Here is a 24,158-nt window from a genome sequence, read left to right as displayed (position 1 = left end):
GTTATTTTATTTCTCTGATAAGGTTTCTGGCTATGATTCGCACAGTTCTGCAAGGCAAATTGCACCGCGTAAAAGTGACGCAGGCGGACCTTAATTATGAAGGCTCCTGCGCTATCGATCAGGATTTCCTGGATGCTTCCGGCATTCTGCAATATGAAGCGATCGATATTTATAACGTCACTAACGGTCAGCGCTTTTCCACCTACGCTATCGCGGCTGAGCGTGGTTCGAAAATTATTTCGGTCAACGGTGCGGCTGCCCGCTGCGCCTGCGAAGGCGATATTTTAATTATCTGCTCCTATGTGCAGGTAGAGGATGCCGTCGCGCGTCAGTGGCAGCCTAAAGTCGCCTATTTTGAAGGTGACAACCAGATGAAGCGTCTGGCGAAAGCATTGCCGGTACAAATTGCCTGATTAATCGATCAGCTGATAAAAAAGGGCCGCCATTAACATGGGCGGCCCTTTTTGTTTCTGCTTCTGCAATTAAACCGCTTTGGTTGTCATCGGCTTCGATGACTTTTTCATCGTAAAGAGGAAATTAAACCAGCCGCGTTTTCTCATCAGACATATTGTCAATGGCAGCGCCAGCGCCACCAGAAACGCCGAAATGAATTTCAGGTCATTTACCCAGGCTGACGGACTTTCAAACTTCACAATCTTACTGAAGAACTGAATCGCCAGATAATGCGACAGATAGAAGACGATAGAATTGACGCCAATGTAGTAGACCAGCTCAGATTTCAGCTTCAGCGCAATCCAGACAAAGAATGGCACCGATAAGAGTGCAAGTGGTGATAATAACGCCTGGGAATGACGCTCCAGAATAAAGATATTCAGGCAGGAGAGCAGCACAAAACTGATCGCTGAGATTAACAGCGTCGGGCCATGCTGTACTTTCTCTGCGATATCCACCTGCTTACGTACCACGTAATCGCCCAGGTAGAAAAAGACAAACAGATAAAGCGATTTGTTGATGTGCGTATTGTCGAAGCTGGCAAATACGCCATCCGGATCGATGGCCGGCAGCGCCCAGCTCAGCGCCATACAGATAGCAAACACCAGCAGGAATGGCAGGTGACGGGCAAAGATAATCACTATAAAGAAGATAAATAGCGAGTGCAGGAACCAGGTCATATCCCCGCCGCCGGTCAGGTGGGAGAGAATAATATTCATCGGTGACTGCGGCGTATTTGCCATTGAGCTGAACAGGATCTTTAACCCGCCATAGACCGCCACCCAGACCACAAACGGATAGAGAATACTGCGTACTTTGTTATTAAAAAAAGGACCCAGGCCTTTTCTTAATCCGGCATCGACAAACAGACCCGAAACAAAGAACATCAGCCCCAGTCTTACCGGTGCCAGCATCTCATTTAACAGGCTGCTGAAGGCGGTAAAATGTCCGGCATTATTATGTACGGCAATAGTGCTATGCAAAAAAATAATTGCGAGAATACTCAATCCCCGCAGATTATCGATCCACGTTATACGATTCATCTTTTCCTGCCTTTGATTAAAAACTGGCCCTGTTTAAGATGCCATTTTGCTTATTGAGAAGACTCTTAACCCACTCGTTCATCCCTGAGCAGAGGAATAACTTTATTCCGGCGGTATTTTGATAATTCATAATCAAATAAACAACAGCCAGCCTTTAAGCCTATTCTTAAAAAATATTTAACAGTTAAGAATCATTAAGATAGCGAAAGGTGACAGATTATTATCAGATAATACTTAGGGTTACTTTTTGTGAAAAAGGATGAAAGCGAGGCCGTGAGCGGCTTCAGAGACAGAAAAGAAATGACCAGGCAGATTTTAACATCGTTTTTAAGGCCAGGGAGAACCCTAGTTCGGGTTGTTTTTCACTCACCAAAAAAAAAGCCACGCCCTTATTGCAGCGTGGCCCTTACCATTTAACGTATTGTCAGGTGCGCAGTCCGCGTCCGCGCTGAATCAGCGCATAGACCAGCCAGTAGAACACCAGAATAAAGGCCACCAGTACCGAGAGCGTAAAGACCAGCGGCACATCATTAATGCCCAGGAAGCCATAACGGAATCCGCTAATCATATAAACGATTGGATTCAGTTTAGAGACAGCCTGCCAGATCGGCGGCAGCAGACTCAGCGAATAGAATACGCCGCCCAGATAGGTCAGTGGCGTCAGCACAAAGGTCGGGATCAGGCTGATATCGTCAAAGGTGCGCGCAAAGACGGCGTTGAGCAGACCGGCCAGTGAAAACAGAATCGCGGTCAGCAGCAGCGTGATCGCCACCATCGACCAGGAGTGCACATGAAACGGCACAAAGAACAGCGAGATGGCCGTCACCAGAATGCCGACGCAGACGCCACGCGCAACACCACCGCCTACATAGCCAGCAATGATAATGTGGGTCGGCACGGGTGCAACGAGCAGCTCTTCAATGTTGCGCTGGAACTTGGCACTGAAGAACGATGATGCCACGTTGGCGTAGGCGTTGGTGATCACCGCCATCATGATCAATCCCGGCACAATAAACTGCATATAGCTGAAGCCGTGCATCTCACCAATGCGCGACCCGATCAGGTTGCCAAAGATGATGAAATAGAGCGTCATGGTGATGACCGGCGGCACCAGCGTCTGGATCCAGATACGGGCGAAACGGTTAACCTCTTTGGCCCAGATGCTTTTCAGCGCCACCCAGTACAAATGTGTCATGCTTTTGCTCCTGTTTTTCCCTGAGTCGTCAGGCCAACGAACAGCTCTTCCAGACGGTTGGCTTTATTGCGCATACTCAGCACCTGCACACCCTGCGCACTCAGCTGGCTGAAGACGCTGTTAAGGCCCTGCTCACGCAGCACTTCCACTTCCAGCGTTGAGGTATCGGTCAGCCGGTACTGGAAGCCCTCCAGTTTCGGCAGCGGACTGCGCGGTGCCAGATCCAGGATAAAGGTTTCTGATTTGAGCTTGGACAGCAGTTCTTTCATCGAGGTGTTTTCCACCAACTCACCGCTCTGGATGATGCCGATGTTACGGCACAGCATCTCAGCTTCTTCCAGATAGTGGGTGGTAAGAATGATGGTAGTGCCTTTGGCATTGAGATCTTTCAGGAACACCCACATTGAGCGACGCAGTTCGATATCCACGCCAGCCGTCGGCTCATCCAGAATCAGCAGTTTTGGCTCGTGCATCAGTGCTCGGGCGATCATCAGACGGCGCTTCATCCCGCCGGAGAGCATGCGCGCACGCTCAGTGCGTTTTCCCCACAGGTCGAGCTGCTTCAGATATTTTTCCGCACGCTCATTGGCTTCGCGACGCTCAACGCCGTAGTAACCCGCCTGATTCACGACGATCTGCATCACCGTTTCAAACGGGTTGAAGTTAAACTCCTGCGGCACCAGGCCGAGCTGGCGCTTGGCATTCACCACATCTTTTTCTAAATCGTAGCCAAACACCCGCACGCTACCTTCGGATTTATTGACCAGCGAACTGATAATCCCGATGGTGGTCGATTTACCGGCACCGTTTGGCCCCAGCAGTGCATAAAAATCACCCGCTTCAACGTTAAGATCGATGCCCTTTAGCGCCTGCACGCCGCCGGGATAGGTCTTGGTCAGCCGGGAAAGTTCCAGTGCATAAGTCATTCTGCATCCATACCCTGTTTTGATGGCATTGCAATGCCGTTTAAATTTATCAGGCCCTGGCATATAGTACGCGCGCGCACTTTGCGCAGTAACCGGTCGCTCAACGCCATGACAGACATCAATACCCTGATCAGAAACAACCGCGAATGGTCAAAACTGCTGGTTGAAGAAGATCCCAGCTTTTTTGAGCGGCTCGCCCAGGCACAAAAACCGCGCTTCCTGTGGATTGGCTGCTCTGACAGCCGAGTCCCTGCCGAGCGCCTGACCGGACTGGAACCGGGCGAGCTCTTCGTTCACCGCAACGTTGCCAATCTGGTTATCCACACCGATCTGAACTGTCTGTCCGTGGTGCAGTACGCTATCGAAGTGCTGGAAGTGGAACACGTTATCGTATGCGGCCACTACGGCTGCGGCGGCGTGCAGGCGGCGATGGATAACCCGGAGCTGGGGTTAATCGACAACTGGCTGCTGCACATCCGCGACCTCTGGTACAAGCATAGCGTGTTGCTGGGGGAACTCCCGCCGGATAAGCGCCTGGACAAACTGTGCGAAATCAACGTTATTGAACAGGTCTATAACCTGGGGCACTCGACCGTTCTGCAATCTGCCTGGAAACGTGGCAAGGATGTCTCCCTGCACGGCTGGGTTTACGGCATTCAGGATGGCTGTCTGCGTAACCTGGATGTCACGGCAAACAGCCGGGAGATCCTTGAACAGCGCTATCGTCACGGCATTGCTAATCTGCAGATGAACGGCGAGGCCTGAGCCGATCGCGGCGTAAAGCGCGACATAGCCTACACCAGGCATCGGGTGCAGGCCTTGGAAGAATGTGCGGTCAGAGCAGTATCAGGATTCCAGCGGCACTACTTTGCCGATGTAAGGCAGATGGCGATAGTGCTGAGCGTAGTCGATACCAAAGCCCACCACGAACTCATCCGGAATGGCAAAGCCGACATACTCGACATTGACTTCAACTTCACGGCGCTCTGGCTTATCCAGCAGGGTACAGATCGCCAGTGATTTTGGCTGACGCAGCTGCAGAATCTCACGCACTTTGCTCAGGGTGTTGCCGGAGTCGATGATATCTTCGACGATCAGCACATCCTTGCCACGAATGTCTTCATCCAGATCTTTCAGGATTTTCACATCACGCGTGCTGGACATGCCGCTGCCGTAACTGGACGCCGTCATAAAGTCGACTTCATGCGGCACATCAATGGCGCGACAGAGATCAGCCATGAACATGAATGAGCCGCGCAGCAGCCCCACCAGCACCATATCGCTGCCGCTGTCGCGGTAGTGCTCGTTAATCTCTTTGCCCAGTTCAGCGATGCGCGTGGCGATTGCCTCTTCAGGGATCATCACTTCAACAGTGTGTTTCATTGCGTTCAGCCCGGTTACGTCAGAAAAGCCCCGAAGTCTACCACAGACGCAGCCATGAGAGCTGTGCCGGCTCCTGAGCAAACGATTACGTCGTGAAAATTATTCCCTGCTGCCGGCGGCTGACTGAAATGCGCATTACCTTAGAACATTCTGGCATTTACCAGCATGATTCGCTGCGTGGTAGCCTTTATCCAACAGATCGTTACCCTACTCGCGCCGCTGGCCGGAGATCACAATGACTTCATCATCAAGCAAAAAGACGCATATCGGCGACAGGCCGCTGCACCCCGAAACCCAGATGCTGAACTATGGCTATGATCCCCGCCTCTCTGAAGGTGCGGTGAAGCCGCCGGTGTTTCTGACTTCAACCTTTGTTTTTAACAGCGCCGAAGAGGGACGGGACTTCTTTGATTATGTCTCAGGTCGTCGTGAGCCGCCGGAAGGTAAATCGGGTGGGCTGGTCTACTCCCGCTTTAACCATCCTAACAGCGAAATTGTTGAAGACCGGCTGGCGGTTTATGAGCAGGCGGAGAGCTGTTCGCTCTTCTCTTCCGGTATGGCCGCCATCTCCACGGCCCTGCTGACGTTTGCCCGCCCGGGCGAGGTGATCCTGCACTCGCAGCCCCTGTATGGCGGCACCGAAACGCTGCTCAGCAAAACGCTGCACAATCTGGATATTAAAGCGGTGGGTTTCAGCGACGGGAATGATGAAGTCAAAGTGCGTGAAGCCGCTCAGCAGGCGATGGCCCAGGGTCGGGTGGCGGTGATCCTGATTGAAACACCCGCAAATCCCACCAACAGCCTGGTCAATATCCGCCTGATGGCGCGCATCGCCGATGAGATTGACCAGCAGCAGGGTTCACGACCAATTATCGCCTGTGATAACACCCTGCTCGGCCCGCTGTTCCAGCAGCCGCTGACGCTGGGCGCGGATCTCTCGCTCTACTCGCTGACCAAATATGTGGGCGGTCACTCTGACCTGATTGCGGGCGCGGCGATGGGCAGTAAGGCGCTGATGGCGAAAGTACGCGCCCTGCGCAGCGCCATCGGTACGCAGTTGGATCCGCACTCAAGCTGGATGCTCAGCCGCTCACTGGAAACATTATCGTTGCGGATGGAGAAAGCCTTTCACAATGCAGAAGCGGTCGCGGCGTTTCTGCGCGATCACCCGAAAGTGGCGAAGCTGCACTGGCTGCCCTATCTGGATGCGGAGAGCGCCGAAGGGAAAACGTATCGTGAACAGTGCAGCGGCGCAGGTTCGACCTTCTCGTTTGATATCGTCGGCGATCAGCCCGCTGCGTTCCGTTTTCTCAATGCGCTGTCGCTGTTTAAACAGGCGGTGAGCCTGGGTGGAACCGAGTCGCTGGCCAGCCATCCTGGCAGCACCACCCACTCCGGCGTGCCGCAGGCGGTGCGTCAGCGTATTGGTATCACGGACGCCACGGTGCGGCTGTCGATTGGCATCGAGAACGCCGGTGACCTGATTGAAGATATCAGGCTGGCGCTCGATCAGGCGTAATCAGCTCACAGTAAAGCCCAGCATCATGCCGGTGTCTTCATGCTCCAGCAGATGACAGTGGGCCATGTAAGCGTGTTCGGCGGCGGCGACATAGTTGAAGCGCACCAGCACTTCACTGCGCCAGCCGTCGACATTCACCATATCTTTCCAGCCCTGCCGATGCGGGGCGGGCGGTTTGCCGTTCTCGGAGAGAATGCGGAACTGGGTGCCGTGAATATGGAACGGATGCAGCATGGCGTCACCTTCCCCTGAAATCGTCCACTTCTCATAATCACCCAGCTTCACCGCAAATGACGGCTTCGTCATATCAAAGGCCTGGGCGTTGATCTTATTGCCGTTGCGGAAATCGTAAACGGCGGGCTTCGCCATGCCGTGCATGCTGTGATCCATCCCTTCCATGTTTTCCATTGGCGGCATCGGCTCGTCAGCCGTTTTCTCCGGCATCGAATGATGACCGCCCTTGCCCATCGCTTTCTTGCCGTAGCGCTGCATTAATGCCTGCATTCCCTGCTGGTCCAGCTGCGGGTCCATCATCAGCTGCAGCCAGCGTGTCGTCAGTCCGTCGGTGGCGGGTAGCGCAGGCAGCGTCGCCAGCTTATCCGGCAGCGTGGCGCTGGCCATCACCCGCAGCGGCAGGATCTGTACCAGCGGCAGCGGCTGGTCAAACGGCGGCAGCGTCATGCCCATCTGATCCGTCGGCAGGGTCACCAGATCAAACGCTTTACCGTCAGAAGTATCGATCATCACCTCAAAACGCTCGCCCGGCAGGATCGGCAGTGTGTCGAGCTTCACCGGCTCAGCCAGCAGGCCACCGTCGCTGGCGATCACATAAAGAGGACGTTTATCACTGGCGGCAACGTGCAGCGAACGGGCATTACAGCCGTTCAGCAGACGCAGACGCAGCCAGCCGCGCGGCACCGCATGCTGCGGATACTGCACGCCGTTGGTCAGCATCATGTCGCCAAACCAGCCCACGGCCGCGCGCATCACGTCGAGCTGATAATCGATAAGGCGCCCATCTTTGGTCAGCTGTTTATCCTGGAAAATCAGTGGCACATCATCCACGCCCCACTGCGTGGGCAGGCGCAGCGTGCCGCTCTCCTTGTCTTCCAGCAGAATCAGTCCTGCGAGTCCCTGTGCGACCTGATGCCCGGTTTTGCCATGCAGATGCGGATGATACCAGCAGGTTGCAGCGGGCTGGTCAGGGGTAAAAGAGACCTGACGCGAAGCACCAGGCGCAATCACGGCCTGCGGACCACCATCTACCGCGCCGGGGATTTCCAGCCCGTGCCAGTGCAGGGTAGTCGCTTCGCTGAGCCGGTTATGGATATTCACCGTCACCGGTTTGCCACTCTGCAACTTCAGCACCGGTCCCAGCAGGCTGCCGTTATAGCCCCAGGTCGGCACGGCTTTGCCGTTCCACTGCGTGGTGCCCTGCATCGCGGTAAGGCTGTAGCTGCCCCTGGCATCCGCTTCCAGCAGTGACGGAATTGGCAGCAGCGGACGGGTGGCTGCCATCAGCGAACGGCTCCAGAGCGGTAAGGCTCCGGCTGCACTCAGTGCGGCGGTGAGTTTCAGGAAGTGGCGACGTTGCATGGTGATCATCCTTGTGGCATCAGAGCGCACAGCCTAAACCCTGACCTTATGGGAAGGTCAAGTGTTAGCCGTGAGAATCTGATGAAAAAAGGCGGTGCAGCGGCTCACAGCGCCAAATTAATCGAAAACCTGAGAATAACTGTGCTAACGTCATGAGTAATATCCATTGAAGAGAACGACTATGAAGCAAAGTATCAGGATCCTGCTGCTGACGGGACTCCTTGGCTTCTCCTCCACCAGTTTTGCCCTGAGCGAATCCGAAGCGGAAGATCTGGCCGATCTCACGGCGGTTTTCGTCTATCTGAAAAATGATTGTGGCTATCAGGATTTACCGGACGCACAGATTCGCAAAGCGCTGGTCTTTTTTGCTCAGCAGAACCGCTGGGATTTAAGCAACTACAGCAACTACAACATGAAAGCGCTGGGTGAAGACAGCTATCGCGATCTCAGCGGCATCGCCATCACCAACGACAAAAAGTGCAAGTCACTGGCCCGCGATTCACTGAGCCTGCTGGCCTACGTCAGGTAATTACTCTGCCCTCTGCTGCCGGACATTGACCGTGCAACCACGGTCAGTGTTAGCTATCATGTGCCGCCCATCTTCATGGCGATGTCATCAGAGGAGAGCACCATGGCCCATAATGAAACGTGGTATGAAACCCTTCATGCCGGTTTTGGCCAGTATTTCACAGTCGATAAAGAACTGTACCGTGAAAAGACTGCGCATCAGGATTTAATCATTTTCGAAAATGCCGCGATGGGCCGCGTAATGGCGCTGGACGGCGTGGTGCAGACCACCGAACGCGACGAATTTATCTATCATGAAATGATGACCCACGTTCCGCTGCTGGCGCACGGCGCGGCGAAGAGCGTCCTGATCATCGGCGGTGGTGACGGCGCCATGCTGCGTGAAGTGTCACGTCATCCGGAAATCGAAAAGATTACCATGGTGGAAATCGATGCAGGCGTGGTGACCTTTTGTCGCCAGTATCTGCCGAACCACAGCGCAGGCGCCTATGACGATCCGCGCTTTACGCTGGTGATCGATGACGGGGTTAACTTCGTTAATCAGACGCAGGAAAAATTCGATGTCATCATCTCCGACTGCACCGATCCGATTGGTCCGGGCGAAAGTCTGTTTACCTCCGAATTTTATGCCGGCTGCAAAGCGGCCCTTAATGAAAATGGCATCTTCGTGGCGCAGAATGGCGTCTGCTTCCTGCAGCAGGATGAGGCCGTAAACAGCCATCGCAAACTGGGCCATTACTTTGCGGATGTCAGTTTCTATCAGGCGGCGATTCCGACCTATTACGGCGGCATCATGACCTTTGCCTGGGCGAGTGATAATCCGGCGCTGCGCCAGCTCGATACCGCCACCCTGCAGGCGCGTTTCGAGGTAGCTGGCCTGACCTGCCGTTACTACACACCAGCGATCCATACCGGCAGCTTTGCCCTGCCACAATATCTGTTAAATGCGCTATCGGCCGCGTGCTGACAGTGCATTTTTAAGGGGGTGAACAAAATTGCAAAAGCTAAAACTACATGGCTTCAACAACCTCACGAAAAGCCTGAGTTTTTGTATTTACGATATCTGCTATGCAAATACTGAAGCTGAACGCGATGGTTATATCGCCTACATTGATGAACAATATAACGCTAATCGTCTGACGGAAATCCTGACCGAAACCTGCTCTATTATCGGGGCTAACGTGCTTAATATTGCGCGCCAGGATTATGAACCGCAGGGGGCCAGCGTCACGATTCTGGTCAGCGAAGAGCCGATCGATCCCAAAGATATCGATAATTCCGAACATCCTGGCCCGCTGCCCAATTCGGTGGTGGCGCATCTGGATAAAAGCCATATCTGCGTGCATACCTATCCGGAAAGCCATCCTGAAGGCGGGCTCTGCACCTTCCGCGCGGACATTGAAGTCTCAACCTGCGGCGTGATCTCACCGCTCAAGGCGCTGAACTACCTGATCCACCAGCTGGAGTCAGACATCGTTACCGTCGATTACCGGGTGCGCGGCTTTACCCGTGACGTGAAAGGGATGAAGCACTTTATCGATCACGAGATCAATTCGATTCAGAACTTCATGTCTGACGATATGAAAGCGATGTATGACATGGTGGATGTGAATGTCTATCAGGAGAACATCTTCCATACCAAGATGTTGCTGAAAGAGTTTGACCTGAAACACTACCTGTTTAACACCCGCCCGGAAGATCTCAGCCCGCAGGAGCACAAGCGTATTACTGACCTGCTGTGGAAAGAGATGCGTGAGATCTACTACGGCAGAAATATCCCCTCAGTGGGCCTGAAGACCCTCTGATGATCCGGCGCGCAGCGTGACACCCCAAAACCTGCGCGTCTCTTCCCGCTTATCCCTCCGACTTTTCATCACGGCAACTGCCGTAATTCCCTGATCGCCAGCAATAATTTGCCTGTCAGAGCGTGCTACTTTCAGCGCTGAACGCTCATTTCTCAACCACTACAGGCAAAAAAATGGCAAGAATTAACATTATTGATTTCGCTGCCGTCCCGGACGCCACCTCACTTTCCACTCAGGCGATACAGCGCGCGATTGATAGCGCATCAGCAGGCGACACGGTGCTGATCCCGGCTGGCCGCTTTCTGACCGGTGCGCTGTTTCTGAAAAGTGAGATGACGCTGGAGCTGGCGAAAGATGCCGTGCTGCTCGGCAGCCAGCGGCTGGAGGATTATCCGGACATCGCTACGCGCGTGGCGGGCATTGATATGGTCTGGCCCGCGGCGATGCTTAACATCAATCATTGCCGCAACGTCACCGTCTGCGGCAGTGGCACGCTCGACGGACAGGGTGCCGTCTGGTGGCATAAATTCTGGGGCGACGACGAAAACAGCGGGATGCTGGCGGACTATACCCGTCGCGGCCTGCGCTGGGTGGTGGATTACGACTGCAAACGTCCACGTAACGTGGTGGTTTACGAGAGCGAATGCGTGACGCTGAAGGACTTTACTTCACAGGATTCCGGCTTCTGGAACCTGCACGTCTGCTATTCGAAACAGGTGAATCTGCAGAGGCTACGTGTCATGAACGCCACCGGCCCCAGCACCGACGGTATTGATATTGATTCCAGCCAGTTAGTGCGTGTGGAGGGCTGCACGGTCTCCTGCAATGACGACAATATCTGCGTGAAATCGGGTCGCGGCGCGGAAGCACAGCAGCTCGGGAGAACCGCACGCGATATCATTATTCGCGACTGCACTCTGCTGAAAGGTTCGGGCATTACCCTGGGCAGCGAAACCTCTGGCGGTATTGAAAACGTCATCATCGAACATAACCGCTTCTCTGGAACCGGTGTCGGCTTTCGCATCAAGTCAGCCCGGAATCGCGGCGGCTGGATCAAAAACATCGTGGTTCGCCATCTGAAGATGGAGGATGTCTGTTATCCGTTTATGCTGCAGCTGAACTGGTTCCCGCAGTACAGCTACAGCGAACAGCCTGCCGATACCGAACAGCCTTCGCACTGGCGTAAGCTGGCGTCAGGCGTCACAGGTGATGCTGGCCTGACGCGGGTTGAGAATATCAGTATCAGTCATATCAGCAGCAGCCTGACTGAGGCTGCGGTGTTTTCCCGCGCCTTTTTTATTGAAGGCACGCCGGAAAATCCAATCGAACAGCTGAGTTTCAGCGACATCACGCTGCAGGCGCAGGAGTTTGGCAAAATAGCGGGCGTAACGAATCTGAGGTTTGAGCGGGTTACAGTAGACGCGCCGGCAATGACGCGCGAAGAGCATGACGCCTACGCACGTTAACGGCGACTGCAGAAGATAAACGCGCAGTGCTGCTCTCGCCCTGCTTTACGATGAGGTCAGAGAAGCACGGCGCGTTCAGTTCAGGCAGAGGTCAGCGCCAGCGTAATACCGCGCTCGCGCAGCGTGCGGCAGACATCCTCATCTAACCGGCTGTCGGTCACTACATCGGTCAGGTCATCCACCGGTGAGGCGCAGAACAGCGACCAGGAGCCATATTTACTGCTGTCCGCCAGCAGAACCCGGCGCGCCGCATTGGCCAGCAGGTCATGTTTCAGCCCCGCTTTCTCTTCAGTCGGCGTGGTAATGCCGCGCTCAAGGCTCCAGGAGTTACAGCTGACAAACGCGATATCGGGATTGATGCTGCGCAGCAACCGCCGTCCATGCTCGCCCACACAGGACTGACTGGAGTCGTCGATCCGCCCGCCAATAATGGTCACTTCAATCTGCTTAAATTCTGACAGAAACAGCGCAATGTGCAGGTCGGCCGTAATGACCCGCAGCGGCAGATGCGTGAGCTGTCGCGCCAGCTCCAGCATGGTGGTTCCTGCATCCAGCACCACCGCATCGCCCGCCCGGACAAAGCTCGCGGCGCACTCGGCGATCGCCTGCTTCTCGGCCAGGTTCCGCTGCATTTTCTCCAGCGTAGTCGGCTGGGCAGGAATAAAACGATTCAGGGTGACGCCGCCATGACTGCGGCTGATCACGCCCTCTTTATCCAGCTTAATTAAATCACGTCGAATCGTGGCGGGTGAGGCGGAAATCGCACTGACCAGTTGCTCAACAGTCACCAGATTATGGCTTTTCAGGTAATCCATAATCTGGTCAAGACGGCTCTGTCCCTTCATATTTCCCTATGCGAGCTGCATCGCGAGTTTAATCGAGATCGCCATGCTGTCAGACTTCGCTTTACCTGTCCAGGCGATATCAAATGCCGTGCCGTGGTCAGCAGAGGTGCGGATAAACGGCAGGCCTGCGGTAATGTTCACGCCATCATAGAAGCCCAGCAGTTTAAGCGGGATGTGCCCCTGATCATGGTACATCGCCACCACCATGTCATAGCGTCCATCCTGGCACTGCAGAAACACCGTGTCCGGCGGGCAAGGCCCGGAGACATCAATCCCCTGCGCTTTCATCGCCTCAATCGCGGGGGCAACGGTGGTGATCTCCTCGTCGCCAAACAGCCCGTTCTCACCAGCGTGCGGATTAACACCCGCGACGGCGATACGCGGGGCGCTGTAGCCGACACGACGCAGGAAGGTATCCGCCATACCAATCACGGTTTTAATGCGTGTCTGGTTGAGCGTGTCGAGGAACTTACGCAGCGCAATATGGGTTGTGACATGAATGACTTTCAGCTTATCGGTATAGAGCACCATAGCGTAATCTTTGGTGTCAGTCAGGTGCGCCAGCAGTTCGGTGTGCCCCGGATAGAGATGGCCCGCCGCATGCATCGCCTCTTTATTCAGCGGCGCGGTGGCTATGGCATGCACCTCACCGGCCAGTGCCAGTTCGGTGGCACGCTTTACGCAGCGCCATGCCAGATCCCCCGCCTCTTTCTGTACCACGCCAGGTTTCAGCGCATCGGGATCAGCCAGCGGCTCATCAATCACATTGATAATGCCGGGCGCAAACCGCGCATCGGCGACCCGGTCCAGCACCCGCAGCTCAGCCTGCGGGGTGATGTTCATCGCCATAATGCGGCGCAGCGTACTGGCACAGCCAATCACCACGGCAGGAATGCCATTCAGCTCACCTTCAGAGAGCGCTTTGATGATGATTTCCGGGCTGATGCCCGCCGGATCGCCCATGGTGATCGCAATAATTTTACTCACTCGACTTCTCCTCAATAAAACCAATGGCTGCTACCAGGGTATTTTCATCACCAAAGCCACCCGCTTTGGTCATCACCGGCAGAGTAAATTCACTGTTAAGCAGAACCCCGTGCGGCACACAGCCCGCCACCAGACCCTGAATTTTAAAGCCGCTGGCCCCCAGCGCCTGAGCAACGGCTATCGCCACGTCGCCACCCGACAGATAGAGCGCATGCGGCAGCTGTGCCCGGCACAGACTCAGGGTCATTTCGCCCAGCAGCTGACAGATCGCCTCACCCAGCTGCTGGCGCGTCACGCTGTGCTGCTGGCAGAGATCCTCGATCGCGTGTCGCTGGGATTCATGCTGGCAGGTACGGATCACCGTGTGGCGACCGGCACGCAGTGCGGCAGCCGCCTGTTCAATCCAGCTATCCCGGCCACACCAGGCGGGCTGCTGAAACAGCTGACGAATATCAACATCCACGATTTCCACTGCCTGCTGGTTAAGCAGCGTGGCGATCTGCTGCTCTGCCTGACGACTCATCGATCCCACCACCGCCAGCACAGGCCGCGAAGGACAAGAAGGACGAACTGAGAGCGCAGCACCCAGCGCATCGCTTAATCCGGCGGCCCCGACCAGCAGAGGCTTCTCTGCCAGCCGCGCCGCAGCGGTAATGAGTCGCGCCAGGTCGGCCTCCGTTTCGGCATCTACCACCACCACGCCCTGCGCAGCCGCCAGCACGGCATCCAGCCGATCGCTGCGCAGCGTGGCGAGATCGATCTCCATACCGTCGATCTGCATCTGATCGAGAATGCGGGCGCTGAGGATCGGGGTTTTGGGATCGCTGGCAAATTCGGTATCCGTCAGTAACCGCTGATTCACCCACACGCTGCCCTCACGTGTGGTGCGGCCCAGGCGCGGCACGGCCGGTGCCACCAGCGCCAGCCTTTTGCCACTGGCGCGCAGTGCCGCCACCGTTTCAGCACCGACGTTGCCACGCAGCGTGGAGTCGATCTTTTTGAACAGCCAGCCCTGCTGAAACTGTGCCGCGTAATGCTGTACCACCTGCGTGACGCGCTCTGCCGCCTGACTGATGATGACCGCCCGGCTGTCAGTACTGATTACCAGCACATCCGCCGCCTCGTCGGGCTGAGGCGCGGCGGTGCCGAACAGCACATGTACACGGGCACCGGCCTGTGCCAGTCCACTACCTGCATCGTTAGCACCGGTAAAGTCATCGGCGATGACCAGCACCGGGGTTTTCCATATTGATGAGCCCATCCTCACTCCTGTCAGGCTATTGCCGCTGCATTTGATTATATTCAATCATTATTGATTATATGTGAGCAAGTTCAAATTAATCGAAATCGATATGCCTTATAAAATTAGCCACAGAGAGTGACTGACATCGCATTGCGCTGAGCAAAATTAATCATCTGCTCAGTCATGACAGAAAAAGGGTATGAAATGAACATTAACAGCACGGTGATTAGCGGTTATCAGGCGTTAAACGACATGCGCTATCTGCTGAGGGGCGTAACGACAGCGGTAGTGGTGACTGACCGGAACATTGAAGCGATTCCGGCGGTTCAGGCGCTGATGGGGCAACTCCGGGAGCAGATTCCGCGTATCAGCGTGGTCAACAGCGTGCCGCCCGAGCCGAGCCAGCATGATGTGGCCGCGATTATAGAAACGCTCGCGCAGCGCCAGGCCGACATGGTGATTGGCATCGGCGGTGGCAGCGTGCTGGATGTGGCGAAGCTGCTCTCGGTGCTGTGCATCGACGGAGCACCGTCACTAGATGCCCTGCTGGCAGGTGAAAAACCGCAGCGCCGCACCCGTTCAATGCTCATCCCGACCACTGCCGGCACCGGTTCAGAAGCGACGCCGAATGCAATTCTGGCGATCCCGGAGAAAGAGACCAAAGTCGGCATTATTTCACCGGTGATGCTGCCCGATGTGGTGGCGCTGGTGCCGGAATTCACCACCAGCATGCCGCCGCACATCGCCTCGTCTACCGGCATTGATGCCCTGTGTCATCTGATCGAGTGCTTCACCGCCAACGTGGCTAACCCGGTCAGTGACAACTATGTGCTGATTGGGATGAAGAAGCTGTTCGCGAATCTCGAAACCACGCTGCGCGAGCCGGAGAATCTGCAGGCACGGCTGGAGATGCTCTGGGCCTCTTATTATGGCGGCGCATCGATTGCCCATGCCGGGACGCATCTGGTGCATGCGATGTCCTATCCGCTTGGCGGCAAATATCACCTGCCACACGGCGTTGCCAACGCCATTCTGCTGGCCCCCTGCATGCGCTTTGTCCGTCCGGCCGCAGTGAGCAAATTCGCTCAGGCCTATGACCTGCTGCCGGACGCTGACGTCCGTTTAAGCGATGAAGAGAAATCACACGCGCTGGTCGACTACTTCACCGCGCTGGTTGCGCGGCTGCAGTTGCCTGCCAGCCTGGAAGCACTGGGCATCGGCCCGGATCACCTGCCTTATTTAGTGGAAGCGGCACTCGACGTGCAGCGCCTGATGAAAAACGTGCCGATGGCGGTCACCGCCGACGATGTGCGCGCCGTCTACCTGACGCTGTTCCCTTCCTGCCAGGCGTAATGAGGACTGTCATGAATAAGAAAATCAACGGCGTACTGACCGCCATCGTCACCACCTTTGACCGTGAAGGTGCCTTTGATCCGATGAAACAGCGTGAGCAGGTCAGACGCCAGATCAACGCCGGTAACGGTATCTTCTCTGGCGGCACCAACGGCGAATTCTTTGTGCTGAACGAGCAGGAGAAGATGGCCGTCACCACCACCTGCGTCGATGAGGTCAACGGCCGCGCGCCTGTCGTGGCGCACATCGGCGAGATTTCGACCCGTGAAACGATCCGGCTCGGCAAACAGATTGCCCGCCTGGGCGTGGATGCCGTCTCGGCGATCACTCCATGGTTTGTGCCGCTGAAACAGCAGGAGCTGATCGACCACTATCAGCGCGTAGCGGACGCGCTGACGGTGCCGCTGTTCCTCTACAACATCCCGGCGCGAACCGGCAATACCCTGCAGCCAGAGACCGTTCGCACGCTGGCCGCGCACCCGAACATCATCGGTATTAAAGACTCCGCAGGCAGCTATGAAAGTCTGAGCGGATTTCTGCAGGCCACCGCCGACTGTGAGGGCTTTGATGTGCTGAACGGCCCTGACTCGCTGATTCATCAGGGATTTGTCGATGGCTGCTCCGCCTCCATTTCCGGGCTGGCAAACGTGGCACCGGAGGCGATTAACGCCATCTGGGCGCGCTTCAGTGCCGGTGACATTGCCGGTTCGCATCAGGCACAGGAGAACGTCACCGGCCTGCGCACTGCGCTGTACAGCATCGGTTTCTCACCGGCCGCCGTGAAAAAAGCGGTCAGCCTGCAGGGCTTTGAGGTGGGTGAAAGCCGCTATGCGGTGCAGTTCAGCGCCGACGAGCAGCAGCAGATCCGTCAAATCGTGAACCACTACCTGCAATAACGTCCATCGCCTTTGTACCCTATCGGTCAGATGAGAACGAACCTGATGGTCGCCATCTGCCAGAACAATCGAGGTCATGATGAAAGCATTTTCAACTGAGAGCACCTTACTGATCGTCGGCATGGTGGTCGCCTATATCCTGTTCACAACCTGGTTGACCTGGCGGCTGCGCAGTAAAACCAGCGGCGACTTCATGGAAGGCTCCCGCGCCATGCCCGCCTTTATCGTTGGCATTATGCTGATGTCAGAGTATATCGGGGCAAAATCGACCATTGGCACGGCGCAGGCAGCCTTTGAGGATGGCTTCGCCGCCTCCTGGTCAGTGATTGGCGCGGCGATTGGGTTCCCGCTGTTTGGCCTGATTCTGGTCAAACGCATCTACAACACCGGAAAAATCACGATCTCCGGTGCCATCGCCGAGAAATATGGCAGCTCAACCAAGAACATTATCTCGCTGATTATGATCTATGCGCTGCTGCTGGTGAACGTCGGGAACTACATCAGCGGTGCGGCGGCGATCTCCACCGTGCTGAAGATCGACCTGACGCAGGCGGCCTTTATCACCGCGGTGGTCAGCACCTTCTACTTTGCGTTTGGCGGCATGAAAGGCGTCGCCTGGGTTACGCTGCTGCACAGCGCCATCAAGTACATCGGGATTCTGATTATTCTCTATGTGGCGCTGAAAATGACCGGCGGCGTGGCCCCGATGATCGAGAAAATGCCGGCGTTCTACTGGACGTGGGATGGTCACGTCGGTGCCAGTACCATTGTGGCCTGGCTGATCGGGACCGTGGGATCGATCTTCTGTACGCAGTTTGTGATCCAGGCGATCTCCTCCACCAAAGATGTGAAGTCCGCGAAGCGCGCTACCTGGGTCGCCTTCATCTTCTGCCTGCCGATCGGTCTGGCGATGGCGCTGATTGGCGTGGCGGCGAAGTTTGCGCATCCCGATATCAAGAGCCTCTATGCGCTGCCAGTGTTTCTGCAGGATATGTCACCGTGGCTGGCGGGTATCGTCACCACCTCGCTGGTGGCCTCGATTTTCGTCAGCGTCGGCACCGTTGCGCTGGCCATCGCCTCGCTGGTGGTGAAAGATTTTTACGTGCCTTATCGTAATCCGACGCCGGAGCGCGAATTTAAAGTGACGCGCTGGATCTCGATTGGCATCGGCTTCTTCCCGCTGCTGTTTGTCCTGTTCTTCCCGGAAGTGCTGAAGCTCTCGTTCTTTACCCGCGCGATTCGCCTGTCGATCACCGTGGTGGCGATCATGGCGTTCTATCTGCCGTGGTTTAAGAGCACGCGCGGTGCCAACGCCGGTCTGATTGGTGCCTGCGTGGTCACGTCCGTCTGGTTCCTGATGGGTAATCCGTTCGGTATCGACAATATGTATGTGGCGCTGATTACGCCGGCCATCATTATGGTGATTGACCGCTGTATCCCGTCACGCCAGTCTCAGCCTCAACCGCAACACAATGCACAAAATAGTGGAGCCTAATATGACTCAGGAAACCGTCACCGCAGAACGCACCGGCCTGGTTGCGCCGCACCCGCAGGATAGCGCCCAGCAGATTGCGATGCTGCCCTCCTCCTGCCCGCAAAACCATGCGGCTAACCTGCTGCCGCTGCCCGATGGCGATCTGCTTTGCGTCTGGTTTGGTGGCACGCAGGAAGGGATTGCCGATATCTCAGTCTGGTGTTCCCGGCTGACAAAAGGCAGCGATCGCTGGAGTGACGCGCAGAAGCTTTCTGACGATCCGGGTCGCTCAGAACAGAATCCGGTGCTGTTTCTCGATCCCGACCAGGTACTGTGGCTGCTGTGGACGGCGCAGAAATCAGGTAATCAGGACACCGCGATCGTGCGCTATCGCCAGTCTCACGATATGGGCAAAAGCTGGGGCGAGATCAAAACCCTGCTGGATAAGCCCGGCACCTTTATTCGTCAGCCGATTGTCGTGCTGCCCAACGGCAACTGGCTGCTGCCGGTGTTTTACTGCCTGACGCAGCCCGGCGAAAAGTGGGTCGGCAGCTATGACGTCAGCGCGGTAAAAATCTCAGAAGATAAAGGCCAGAGCTGGCGCGACGTCAGCGTGCCTGACAGCACCGGCTGCGTTCATATGAACGTGACCCTGCTGGATGATGGCTCGCTGCTGGCACTCTACCGCAGTCGCTGGGCCGATCATATCTACCAGAGCCGCTCGTTTGATCAGGGTGAAAGCTGGAGTGCGCCCGAGCCGCTGTCGCTGCCCAACAATAACTCCTCCATTCAGGTCACGACGCTGCGCAACGGTCATCTGGCGCTGGTGTTCAATGCGATGAGCGCCGAAGGGGCCAGCGAGCGCCGGTTGTCGCTGTATGACGAAATTGAAGATGATGAAGAAGACGGTGACGTTGCGGTTGCCGCCGAGCCGGTGGTGCACAGCGGGCGCACCGCCTTCTGGGGCGCGCCACGAGCGCCAATGACGCTGGCGATCTCAACAGATGGCGGCAAAAGCTGGCCGCTGCAGCGCAATCTGGACGAGGGCGACGGCTACTGCATGACCAATAACTCTCAGCAGAAGTTAAACCGGGAGTTCTCTTATCCCAGCATCCAACAGGGCGTGAATGGCGAACTGCATATCGCCTACACCTGGTATCGCCAGGCGATCAAGTATGTGCGGGTCGGGGAGTCCTGGGTGCAGGGAGGTGACGCGTGATTGAAAAGATGGCGCTGGTGACCGGCGCCAGCTCCGGCATCGGTCAGGCGATTGTGAATCGCCTGCTGGATGAGGGCTGGCAGGTAATTGGCCTGAGCCGATCGGCGATAAACCGGGCAGACACGGGCTGGCAGAGCCATCAGATCGATATCAGCGACAGTGCGACATTGCAGGCTTTACTGGACAAACTGCCGGTGCCGCAGGCGGTGATCCATGCTGCGGGAATGATGCAGGCCGCGCCGCTCGGGGAGCTGGATCTGAACGCCAGCACACGCCTGTGGCAACTGCATGTTGCCGCCGCAGAACAGCTGGCCAACCATTTTGCGCCCCGGATGAGCGCGGGCGGCAGAATCGTGCTGCTGGGTAGTCGCACGTCAGGCGGTGCGGCGTGCCGTAGTCAGTATGTGGCCACCAAATCGGCGATGATCGGCATGGTGCGCAGCTGGGCGGCAGAGCTGGCACCGCGCGGCATTACAGCCAATATCGTGGCGCCAGGTGCCACCGAAACGCCGATGCTGCAACAGCCGGGCCGGGCCAGTTCCCCGCCGCGCTTGCCACCGATAGGCCGCTATATTCAGCCGCAGGAAGTCGCCGGACTGGTCGGGTTCCTGCTTTCGCCTGCAGCCGCGGCAATCACCGGTCAGCAGCTGGTGATATGCGGCGGTGCGTCGCTGAGTTAATGAACAGGCCGGGCGACTCGGGTGGCCCGGCCTGTATCAGCGTAAAAATTACCGTACGGGTTTACCGTACTGGTTCACAAACTGGCGGTAAGCAGCGATCACCAGCTGAAAATCTTCAATGCCGCAGAAGGAGAGGCTCTCTTCGTCATAGTAGTTCATCCCCTCTTCCATCCCGTCATCTTCCAGTGCCAGCAGATTGGCGCGAATCATCACCTCTTCCTCATCCAGCAGGATGGTGTACTCGCTGCCGATGCGCTGCCACTGACGCACGCTGCCTTTGACGTCTTCGATTGCGGCTTCCACTTCATCCAGCAATCCTGGATCGTTTTTCACCTCTTCGTTGAACCAGTGGCCGACCGCTTCATGATCCATCGACATACGAACCTTAATCTGTCCGGTCACATCGCGTAAAAATTCATATTCCATCGCCCGTTCCTCTTAACGTCATCGCGTCACTAAATGAGTGTCAGCGCTGCCTGCGCGGCATAGTGTGACACGTCGCGCATTATTACAGGCTGTCTGGCGAAATCCAGCTTTTGATCGAACCGCCCTCAATGCACAGACGTAAAAAAGGGGCGAATCATCGCCCCTTAGTCATGACTGCCAGGTGAAGAATCAGACCGCGGTCTGGAAAATCACGCCGTCAGCTTTATCGGTGTACTGCGCCAGCTGGTCGAAGTTGAGATAGCGATAGGTGTCGCTGGCCGTTTTATCGACCTGCGCCATAAATTGCTGATACTCATCCGGCGTTGGCAGACGGCCTAACAGTGAAGCCACTGCCGCCAGCTCTGCAGATGCCAGGTAGACGTTAGCGCCGGTACCCAGACGATTCGGGAAGTTACGGGTCGAGGTAGAAACCACCGTCGAACCATCTGCCACACGTGCCTGGTTACCCATACAGAGTGAACAGCCCGGGATCTCGATACGCGCACCGCTTTTACCGAATACGCTGTAGTAGCCCTCTTCGGTCAGCTGTGCCGCATCCATCTTGGTTGGCGGAGCCACCCACAGACGGGTTGGCAGCTGGCCTTTGTGGCTATCCAGCAGTTTACCGGCGGCACGGAAGTGACCAATGTTGGTCATGCACGAGCCGATAAACACTTCGTCGATCTTCTCGCCCTGAACGTCAGAGAGCAGACGGGCATCGTCCGGATCGTTTGGCGCACACAGGATCGGCTCTTTAATGTCAGCCAGATCGATTTCGATCACGGCGGCATATTCAGCATCCGCATCCGGCTCAAGCAGCTGAGGATCGGCCAGCCATTTCTCCATGCTTTCAACGCGACGCTCCAGCGTACGACGATCGCCGTAGCCTTCTGCGATCATCCACTTTAGCAGCACGATGTTGGAGTTCAGGTATTCGATAATCGGCGCTTTATCCAGCTTGATGGTACAGCCCGCAGCGGAACGCTCGGCTGACGCATCGGACAGTTCAAACGCCTGCTCGACTTTCAGATCCGGCAGACCTTCAATCTCAAGGATGCGGCCAGAGAAGATGTTTTTCTTACCTTTCTTCTCAACGGTCAGCAGACCCTGTTTGATGGCATACAGCGGAATGGCGTGAACCAGATCGCGCAGGGTAATGCCTGGCTCCATCTTACCTTTGAAGCGCACCAGCACTGATTCCGGCATGTCGAGCGGCATGACGCCCGTCGCTGCCGCAAACGCCACCAGGCCTGAACCCGCCGGGAAAGAGATGCCGATAGGGAAACGGGTATGCGAGTCACCACCGGTGCCCACGGTATCCGGCAGCAGCATACGGTTCAGCCAGCTGTGGATAATGCCGTCGCCCGGACGCAGTGAGACACCGCCACGGTTCATGATGAAGTCAGGCAGCGTATGGTGCGTGTTCACATCCACTGGCTTAGGGTACGCAGCGGTGTGACAGAAGGACTGCATCACCAGATCGGTCGAGAAGCCCAGACAAGCCAGATCTTTCAGCTCATCACGGGTCATCGGACCGGTCGTATCCTGCGAGCCAACCGAGGTCATCTTCGGTTCACAATAGGCACCCGGACGAATACCGGCGACGCCACAGGCACGGCCAACCATTTTCTGCGCCAGTGAGAAACCACGGGTGCTCTCCGCGACATCTTTCGCCTGACGGAATACGGTGCTGTGCGGCAGACCCAGCGATTCGCGCGCTTTAGTGGTCAGGCCGCGACCGATGATCAACGGAATACGGCCACCGGCGCGGACTTCGTCAATCAGCACTTCGGTTTTAAGTTCGAAGCTGGCCAGCAGGTCGTTGGTTTCGTGGTTGCGGACTTCGCCTTTGAACGGATAGATGTCGATGACATCGCCCATGTTCAGGTCATTGACGTCCACTTCAATCGGCAGTGCGCCCGCATCTTCCATGGTGTTGAAGAAGATGGGTGCAATTTTGCTGCCCAGCACCACGCCGCCGCCTTTTTTATTCGGCACGTTCGGGATGTCGTCGCCCATAAACCACAGCACCGAGTTGGTGGCGGATTTACGTGAAGAACCGGTTCCGACAACGTCACCGACATACGCCAGCGGGAAGCCTTTGGTCTTCAGTGCTTCGATCTGTTTGATCGGGCCGATATTGCCCGCTTCATCCGGCTCAATACCTTCACGGGCATTTTTCAGCATCGCCAGGGCGTGCAGCGGGATGTCAGGACGTGACCAGGCATCCGGGGCCGGAGAGAGGTCGTCGGTGTTGGTTTCGCCAGTGACTTTGAACACCGTAACGGTGATTTTCTCAGCCAGCTCAGGACGTGCCAGATACCATTCCGCATCTGCCCAGGACTGCATCACCTGTTTCGCGTATTCATTACCCGCTTTCGCTTTCTCTTCGACATCATAGAAGTTGTCGAACATCAGCAGCGTGTGTGAAAGGGCTTTCGCCGCGATGGGCGCCAGTTTGCTATCGTCCAGCGCGTCAATCAGCGGATGAATATTGTAACCGCCCTGCATGGTGCCGAGCAGTTCAACCGCTTTTTCAGGAGATATCAGAGGAGAGGTTGCTTCGCCTTTGGCGACAGCCGCCAGGAAACCGGCTTTAACATACGCCGCTTCATCGACGCCAGGTGGGACTCGGTTGACCAATAAATCGGTCAGAAATTCTTCTTCACCCGCAGGTGGATTTTTCAGCAGTTCAACCAGCGCGGCCATCTGGGAAGCCTCTAAAGGCTTAGGTACAATTCCCTGGGCAGCACGCTCGGCAACGTGCTTACGGTATTCTTCTAGCACGACGTTATCCTCGCTCTCATTATGTAGGGCTTTCCGACCACCTTGCTCACTTATGGAGAACACACTTCCCTTTCTCGTCCAGGTTGAGGTGCCCGGTTTCGCGGAGGGCAGAATAGCAGGATTTCGTCTGTTTGTTAATCTGTTTACAAAAATACAACATAATCCACTGCGCCCGTTCTGCCCGCTTATACTCCCGCATCAGCCAGCTAAGCTGGCTAATCGGGTCACTCCGCAGCGTACCGCATCTCAGAGTAAAAACGGCAGGGTTATGTCAGCGTTGGCGCAGTTTTAGTGAGGTGATTCAGGGGAATAGATAACTGGCAGGAATAGAAGT

22 protein-coding genes are annotated in these 24,158 nt (G+C 56.1%); 12 read left to right on the top strand and 10 right to left on the bottom strand.

Annotated features, from left to right (window positions below; all coding sequences use genetic code 11):
* Positions 1–32 precede the first annotated feature (32 nt).
* Complete coding sequence (gene panD, locus FA92_RS01955) at positions 33–413, top strand: aspartate 1-decarboxylase (RefSeq protein ID WP_013356815.1); 381 nt, start codon at positions 33–35, stop codon at positions 411–413.
* A gap of 69 nt (positions 414–482) precedes the next feature.
* Here the strand turns inward: panD and FA92_RS01950 are convergent, their stop codons facing one another.
* From FA92_RS01950 to FA92_RS01940, 3 genes are all read right to left on the bottom strand, one after another.
* Entirely contained in the window at positions 483–1,496 is a 1,014-nt protein-coding gene (locus FA92_RS01950; RefSeq protein WP_013356814.1) for an acyltransferase family protein, read from the bottom strand.
* Between the two features lie 424 nt (positions 1,497–1,920).
* A complete protein-coding gene (locus FA92_RS01945) occupies positions 1,921–2,691 on the bottom strand; it encodes an ABC transporter permease (RefSeq protein WP_013356813.1) in 771 nt (256 codons plus the stop codon).
* On the bottom strand, positions 2,688–3,617 hold the full coding sequence (locus tag FA92_RS01940; RefSeq protein WP_033781901.1) for an ABC transporter ATP-binding protein: 930 nt from the start codon (positions 3,615–3,617) through the stop codon (positions 2,688–2,690). The genes FA92_RS01945 and FA92_RS01940 overlap by 4 nt, the downstream gene beginning before the upstream one ends.
* A 108-nt stretch (positions 3,618–3,725) precedes the next feature.
* Here FA92_RS01940 and can point away from each other — a divergent pair, with 108 nt between their 5' ends.
* Positions 3,726–4,382 carry a carbonate dehydratase gene (gene can, locus FA92_RS01935; RefSeq protein ID WP_033784496.1) on the top strand — a complete coding sequence of 219 codons (657 nt, stop codon included), beginning with the start codon at positions 3,726–3,728 and terminating at the stop codon, positions 4,380–4,382.
* Positions 4,383–4,463: 81 nt separating this feature from the next.
* Here can and hpt read toward each other — a convergent pair whose 3' ends face one another.
* The gene (gene hpt, locus FA92_RS01930) at positions 4,464–5,000 is read right to left on the bottom strand and encodes a hypoxanthine phosphoribosyltransferase (RefSeq protein ID WP_013356810.1); all 537 of its coding nucleotides are present in this window, start codon (positions 4,998–5,000) and stop codon (positions 4,464–4,466) included.
* A gap of 235 nt (positions 5,001–5,235) precedes the next feature.
* Here hpt and FA92_RS01925 point away from each other — a divergent pair, with 235 nt between their 5' ends.
* Positions 5,236–6,519 carry a cystathionine gamma-synthase family protein gene (locus tag FA92_RS01925; protein WP_013356809.1) on the top strand — a complete coding sequence of 428 codons (1,284 nt, stop codon included), beginning with the start codon at positions 5,236–5,238 and terminating at the stop codon, positions 6,517–6,519.
* Here FA92_RS01925 and cueO read toward each other — a convergent pair whose 3' ends face one another.
* A complete protein-coding gene (cueO, locus tag FA92_RS01920; RefSeq protein ID WP_033781899.1) occupies positions 6,520–8,115 on the bottom strand; it encodes a multicopper oxidase CueO in 1,596 nt (531 codons plus the stop codon).
* A 181-nt stretch (positions 8,116–8,296) separates the two neighbouring features.
* Here cueO and FA92_RS01915 point away from each other — a divergent pair, with 181 nt between their 5' ends.
* The 4 genes from FA92_RS01915 to FA92_RS01900 all read left to right on the top strand — a co-directional run bounded on the left by FA92_RS01915 (position 8,297) and on the right by FA92_RS01900 (position 11,914).
* Positions 8,297–8,644: a YacC family pilotin-like protein gene (locus FA92_RS01915; protein WP_003854673.1), complete on the top strand. Its 348-nt coding sequence runs from the start codon at positions 8,297–8,299 to the stop codon at positions 8,642–8,644.
* Between the two features lie 102 nt (positions 8,645–8,746).
* Positions 8,747–9,610 (top strand): polyamine aminopropyltransferase, encoded by an 864-nt coding sequence (gene speE, locus FA92_RS01910; RefSeq protein WP_033781897.1) that lies wholly within the window; start codon positions 8,747–8,749, stop codon positions 9,608–9,610.
* A 28-nt stretch (positions 9,611–9,638) separates the two neighbouring features.
* Positions 9,639–10,448 (top strand): adenosylmethionine decarboxylase, encoded by an 810-nt coding sequence (speD, locus tag FA92_RS01905; RefSeq protein ID WP_003854677.1) that lies wholly within the window; start codon positions 9,639–9,641, stop codon positions 10,446–10,448.
* 173 nt (positions 10,449–10,621) lie between these two features.
* Positions 10,622–11,914 carry a glycosyl hydrolase family 28 protein gene (locus FA92_RS01900; protein WP_033781895.1) on the top strand — a complete coding sequence of 431 codons (1,293 nt, stop codon included), beginning with the start codon at positions 10,622–10,624 and terminating at the stop codon, positions 11,912–11,914.
* Positions 11,915–11,994: 80 nt separating this feature from the next.
* On the opposite strand, the gene FA92_RS01895 is transcribed toward FA92_RS01900, so the two are convergent.
* From FA92_RS01895 to FA92_RS01885, 3 genes are read right to left on the bottom strand one after another with little or no spacing between them, the layout of a single operon-like run.
* Positions 11,995–12,759 carry a DeoR/GlpR family DNA-binding transcription regulator gene (locus FA92_RS01895; RefSeq protein ID WP_013356803.1) on the bottom strand — a complete coding sequence of 255 codons (765 nt, stop codon included), beginning with the start codon at positions 12,757–12,759 and terminating at the stop codon, positions 11,995–11,997.
* A 6-nt stretch (positions 12,760–12,765) separates the two neighbouring features.
* A complete protein-coding gene (locus FA92_RS01890; protein WP_033781893.1) occupies positions 12,766–13,746 on the bottom strand; it encodes a D-threonate 4-phosphate dehydrogenase in 981 nt (326 codons plus the stop codon).
* A complete protein-coding gene (locus FA92_RS01885) occupies positions 13,739–15,007 on the bottom strand; it encodes a four-carbon acid sugar kinase family protein (protein WP_033781891.1) in 1,269 nt (422 codons plus the stop codon). Before FA92_RS01885 ends, FA92_RS01890 begins: the two co-directional genes overlap by 8 nt.
* Before the next feature lie 186 nt (positions 15,008–15,193).
* On the opposite strand from FA92_RS01885, the gene FA92_RS01880 reads away from it, so the two are divergent.
* The 5 genes from FA92_RS01880 to FA92_RS01860 all read left to right on the top strand — a co-directional run bounded on the left by FA92_RS01880 (position 15,194) and on the right by FA92_RS01860 (position 20,611).
* Positions 15,194–16,342: an iron-containing alcohol dehydrogenase gene (locus FA92_RS01880; protein WP_033781889.1), complete on the top strand. Its 1,149-nt coding sequence runs from the start codon at positions 15,194–15,196 to the stop codon at positions 16,340–16,342.
* Positions 16,343–16,353: 11 nt separating this feature from the next.
* Entirely contained in the window at positions 16,354–17,238 is an 885-nt protein-coding gene (locus FA92_RS01875) for a dihydrodipicolinate synthase family protein (RefSeq protein WP_033781887.1), read from the top strand.
* 79 nt (positions 17,239–17,317) lie between these two features.
* Positions 17,318–18,733: a sodium:solute symporter family protein gene (locus FA92_RS01870; protein WP_013356800.1), complete on the top strand. Its 1,416-nt coding sequence runs from the start codon at positions 17,318–17,320 to the stop codon at positions 18,731–18,733.
* A gap of 1 nt (position 18,734) precedes the next feature.
* Complete coding sequence (locus FA92_RS01865; protein WP_033781885.1) at positions 18,735–19,931, top strand: exo-alpha-sialidase; 1,197 nt, start codon at positions 18,735–18,737, stop codon at positions 19,929–19,931.
* Between the two features lie 8 nt (positions 19,932–19,939).
* Complete coding sequence (locus tag FA92_RS01860) at positions 19,940–20,611, top strand: SDR family oxidoreductase (protein ID WP_197061507.1); 672 nt, start codon at positions 19,940–19,942, stop codon at positions 20,609–20,611.
* Between the two features lie 48 nt (positions 20,612–20,659).
* Here FA92_RS01860 and yacL read toward each other — a convergent pair whose 3' ends face one another.
* Positions 20,660–21,037, bottom strand: a complete 378-nt coding sequence (gene yacL / locus FA92_RS01855; protein WP_013356797.1) for a protein YacL — start codon at positions 21,035–21,037, stop codon at positions 20,660–20,662.
* 189 nt (positions 21,038–21,226) lie between these two features.
* On the bottom strand, positions 21,227–23,824 hold the full coding sequence (acnB, locus tag FA92_RS01850; protein ID WP_095706188.1) for a bifunctional aconitate hydratase 2/2-methylisocitrate dehydratase: 2,598 nt from the start codon (positions 23,822–23,824) through the stop codon (positions 21,227–21,229).
* Positions 23,825–24,158 lie beyond the last annotated feature (334 nt).

The sequence above is a fragment of the Pantoea sp. 9140 genome (genome assembly GCF_000745295.1).
Lineage (GTDB): Bacteria > Pseudomonadota > Gammaproteobacteria > Enterobacterales > Enterobacteriaceae > Pantoea > Pantoea vagans.
Note: the sequence above shows the minus strand (reverse complement) of the source record. Positions and strands in the feature narration are given on the sequence as shown.

Bases quoted from the DNA above. Each gene is read 5' to 3' on its own strand.
- panD (WP_013356815.1), top strand. From the start codon at position 33: ATGATTCGCACAGTTCTGCAAGGCAAATTGCACCGCGTAAAAGTGACG.
- FA92_RS01950 (WP_013356814.1), bottom strand. From the start codon at position 1,496: ATGAATCGTATAACGTGGATCGATAATCTGCGGGGATTGAGTATTCTC.
- FA92_RS01945 (WP_013356813.1), bottom strand. From the start codon at position 2,691: ATGACACATTTGTACTGGGTGGCGCTGAAAAGCATCTGGGCCAAAGAG.
- FA92_RS01940 (WP_033781901.1), bottom strand. From the start codon at position 3,617: ATGACTTATGCACTGGAACTTTCCCGGCTGACCAAGACCTATCCCGGC.
- can (WP_033784496.1), top strand. From the start codon at position 3,726: ATGACAGACATCAATACCCTGATCAGAAACAACCGCGAATGGTCAAAA.
- hpt (WP_013356810.1), bottom strand. From the start codon at position 5,000: ATGAAACACACTGTTGAAGTGATGATCCCTGAAGAGGCAATCGCCACG.
- FA92_RS01925 (WP_013356809.1), top strand. From the start codon at position 5,236: ATGACTTCATCATCAAGCAAAAAGACGCATATCGGCGACAGGCCGCTG.
- cueO (WP_033781899.1), bottom strand. From the start codon at position 8,115: ATGCAACGTCGCCACTTCCTGAAACTCACCGCCGCACTGAGTGCAGCC.
- FA92_RS01915 (WP_003854673.1), top strand. From the start codon at position 8,297: ATGAAGCAAAGTATCAGGATCCTGCTGCTGACGGGACTCCTTGGCTTC.
- speE (WP_033781897.1), top strand. From the start codon at position 8,747: ATGGCCCATAATGAAACGTGGTATGAAACCCTTCATGCCGGTTTTGGC.
- FA92_RS01900 (WP_033781895.1), top strand. From the start codon at position 10,622: ATGGCAAGAATTAACATTATTGATTTCGCTGCCGTCCCGGACGCCACC.
- FA92_RS01895 (WP_013356803.1), bottom strand. From the start codon at position 12,759: ATGAAGGGACAGAGCCGTCTTGACCAGATTATGGATTACCTGAAAAGC.
- FA92_RS01885 (WP_033781891.1), bottom strand. From the start codon at position 15,007: ATGGGCTCATCAATATGGAAAACCCCGGTGCTGGTCATCGCCGATGAC.
- FA92_RS01880 (WP_033781889.1), top strand. From the start codon at position 15,194: ATGAACATTAACAGCACGGTGATTAGCGGTTATCAGGCGTTAAACGAC.
- FA92_RS01875 (WP_033781887.1), top strand. From the start codon at position 16,354: ATGAATAAGAAAATCAACGGCGTACTGACCGCCATCGTCACCACCTTT.
- FA92_RS01870 (WP_013356800.1), top strand. From the start codon at position 17,318: ATGAAAGCATTTTCAACTGAGAGCACCTTACTGATCGTCGGCATGGTG.
- FA92_RS01865 (WP_033781885.1), top strand. From the start codon at position 18,735: ATGACTCAGGAAACCGTCACCGCAGAACGCACCGGCCTGGTTGCGCCG.
- FA92_RS01860 (WP_197061507.1), top strand. From the start codon at position 19,940: ATGGCGCTGGTGACCGGCGCCAGCTCCGGCATCGGTCAGGCGATTGTG.
- yacL (WP_013356797.1), bottom strand. From the start codon at position 21,037: ATGGAATATGAATTTTTACGCGATGTGACCGGACAGATTAAGGTTCGT.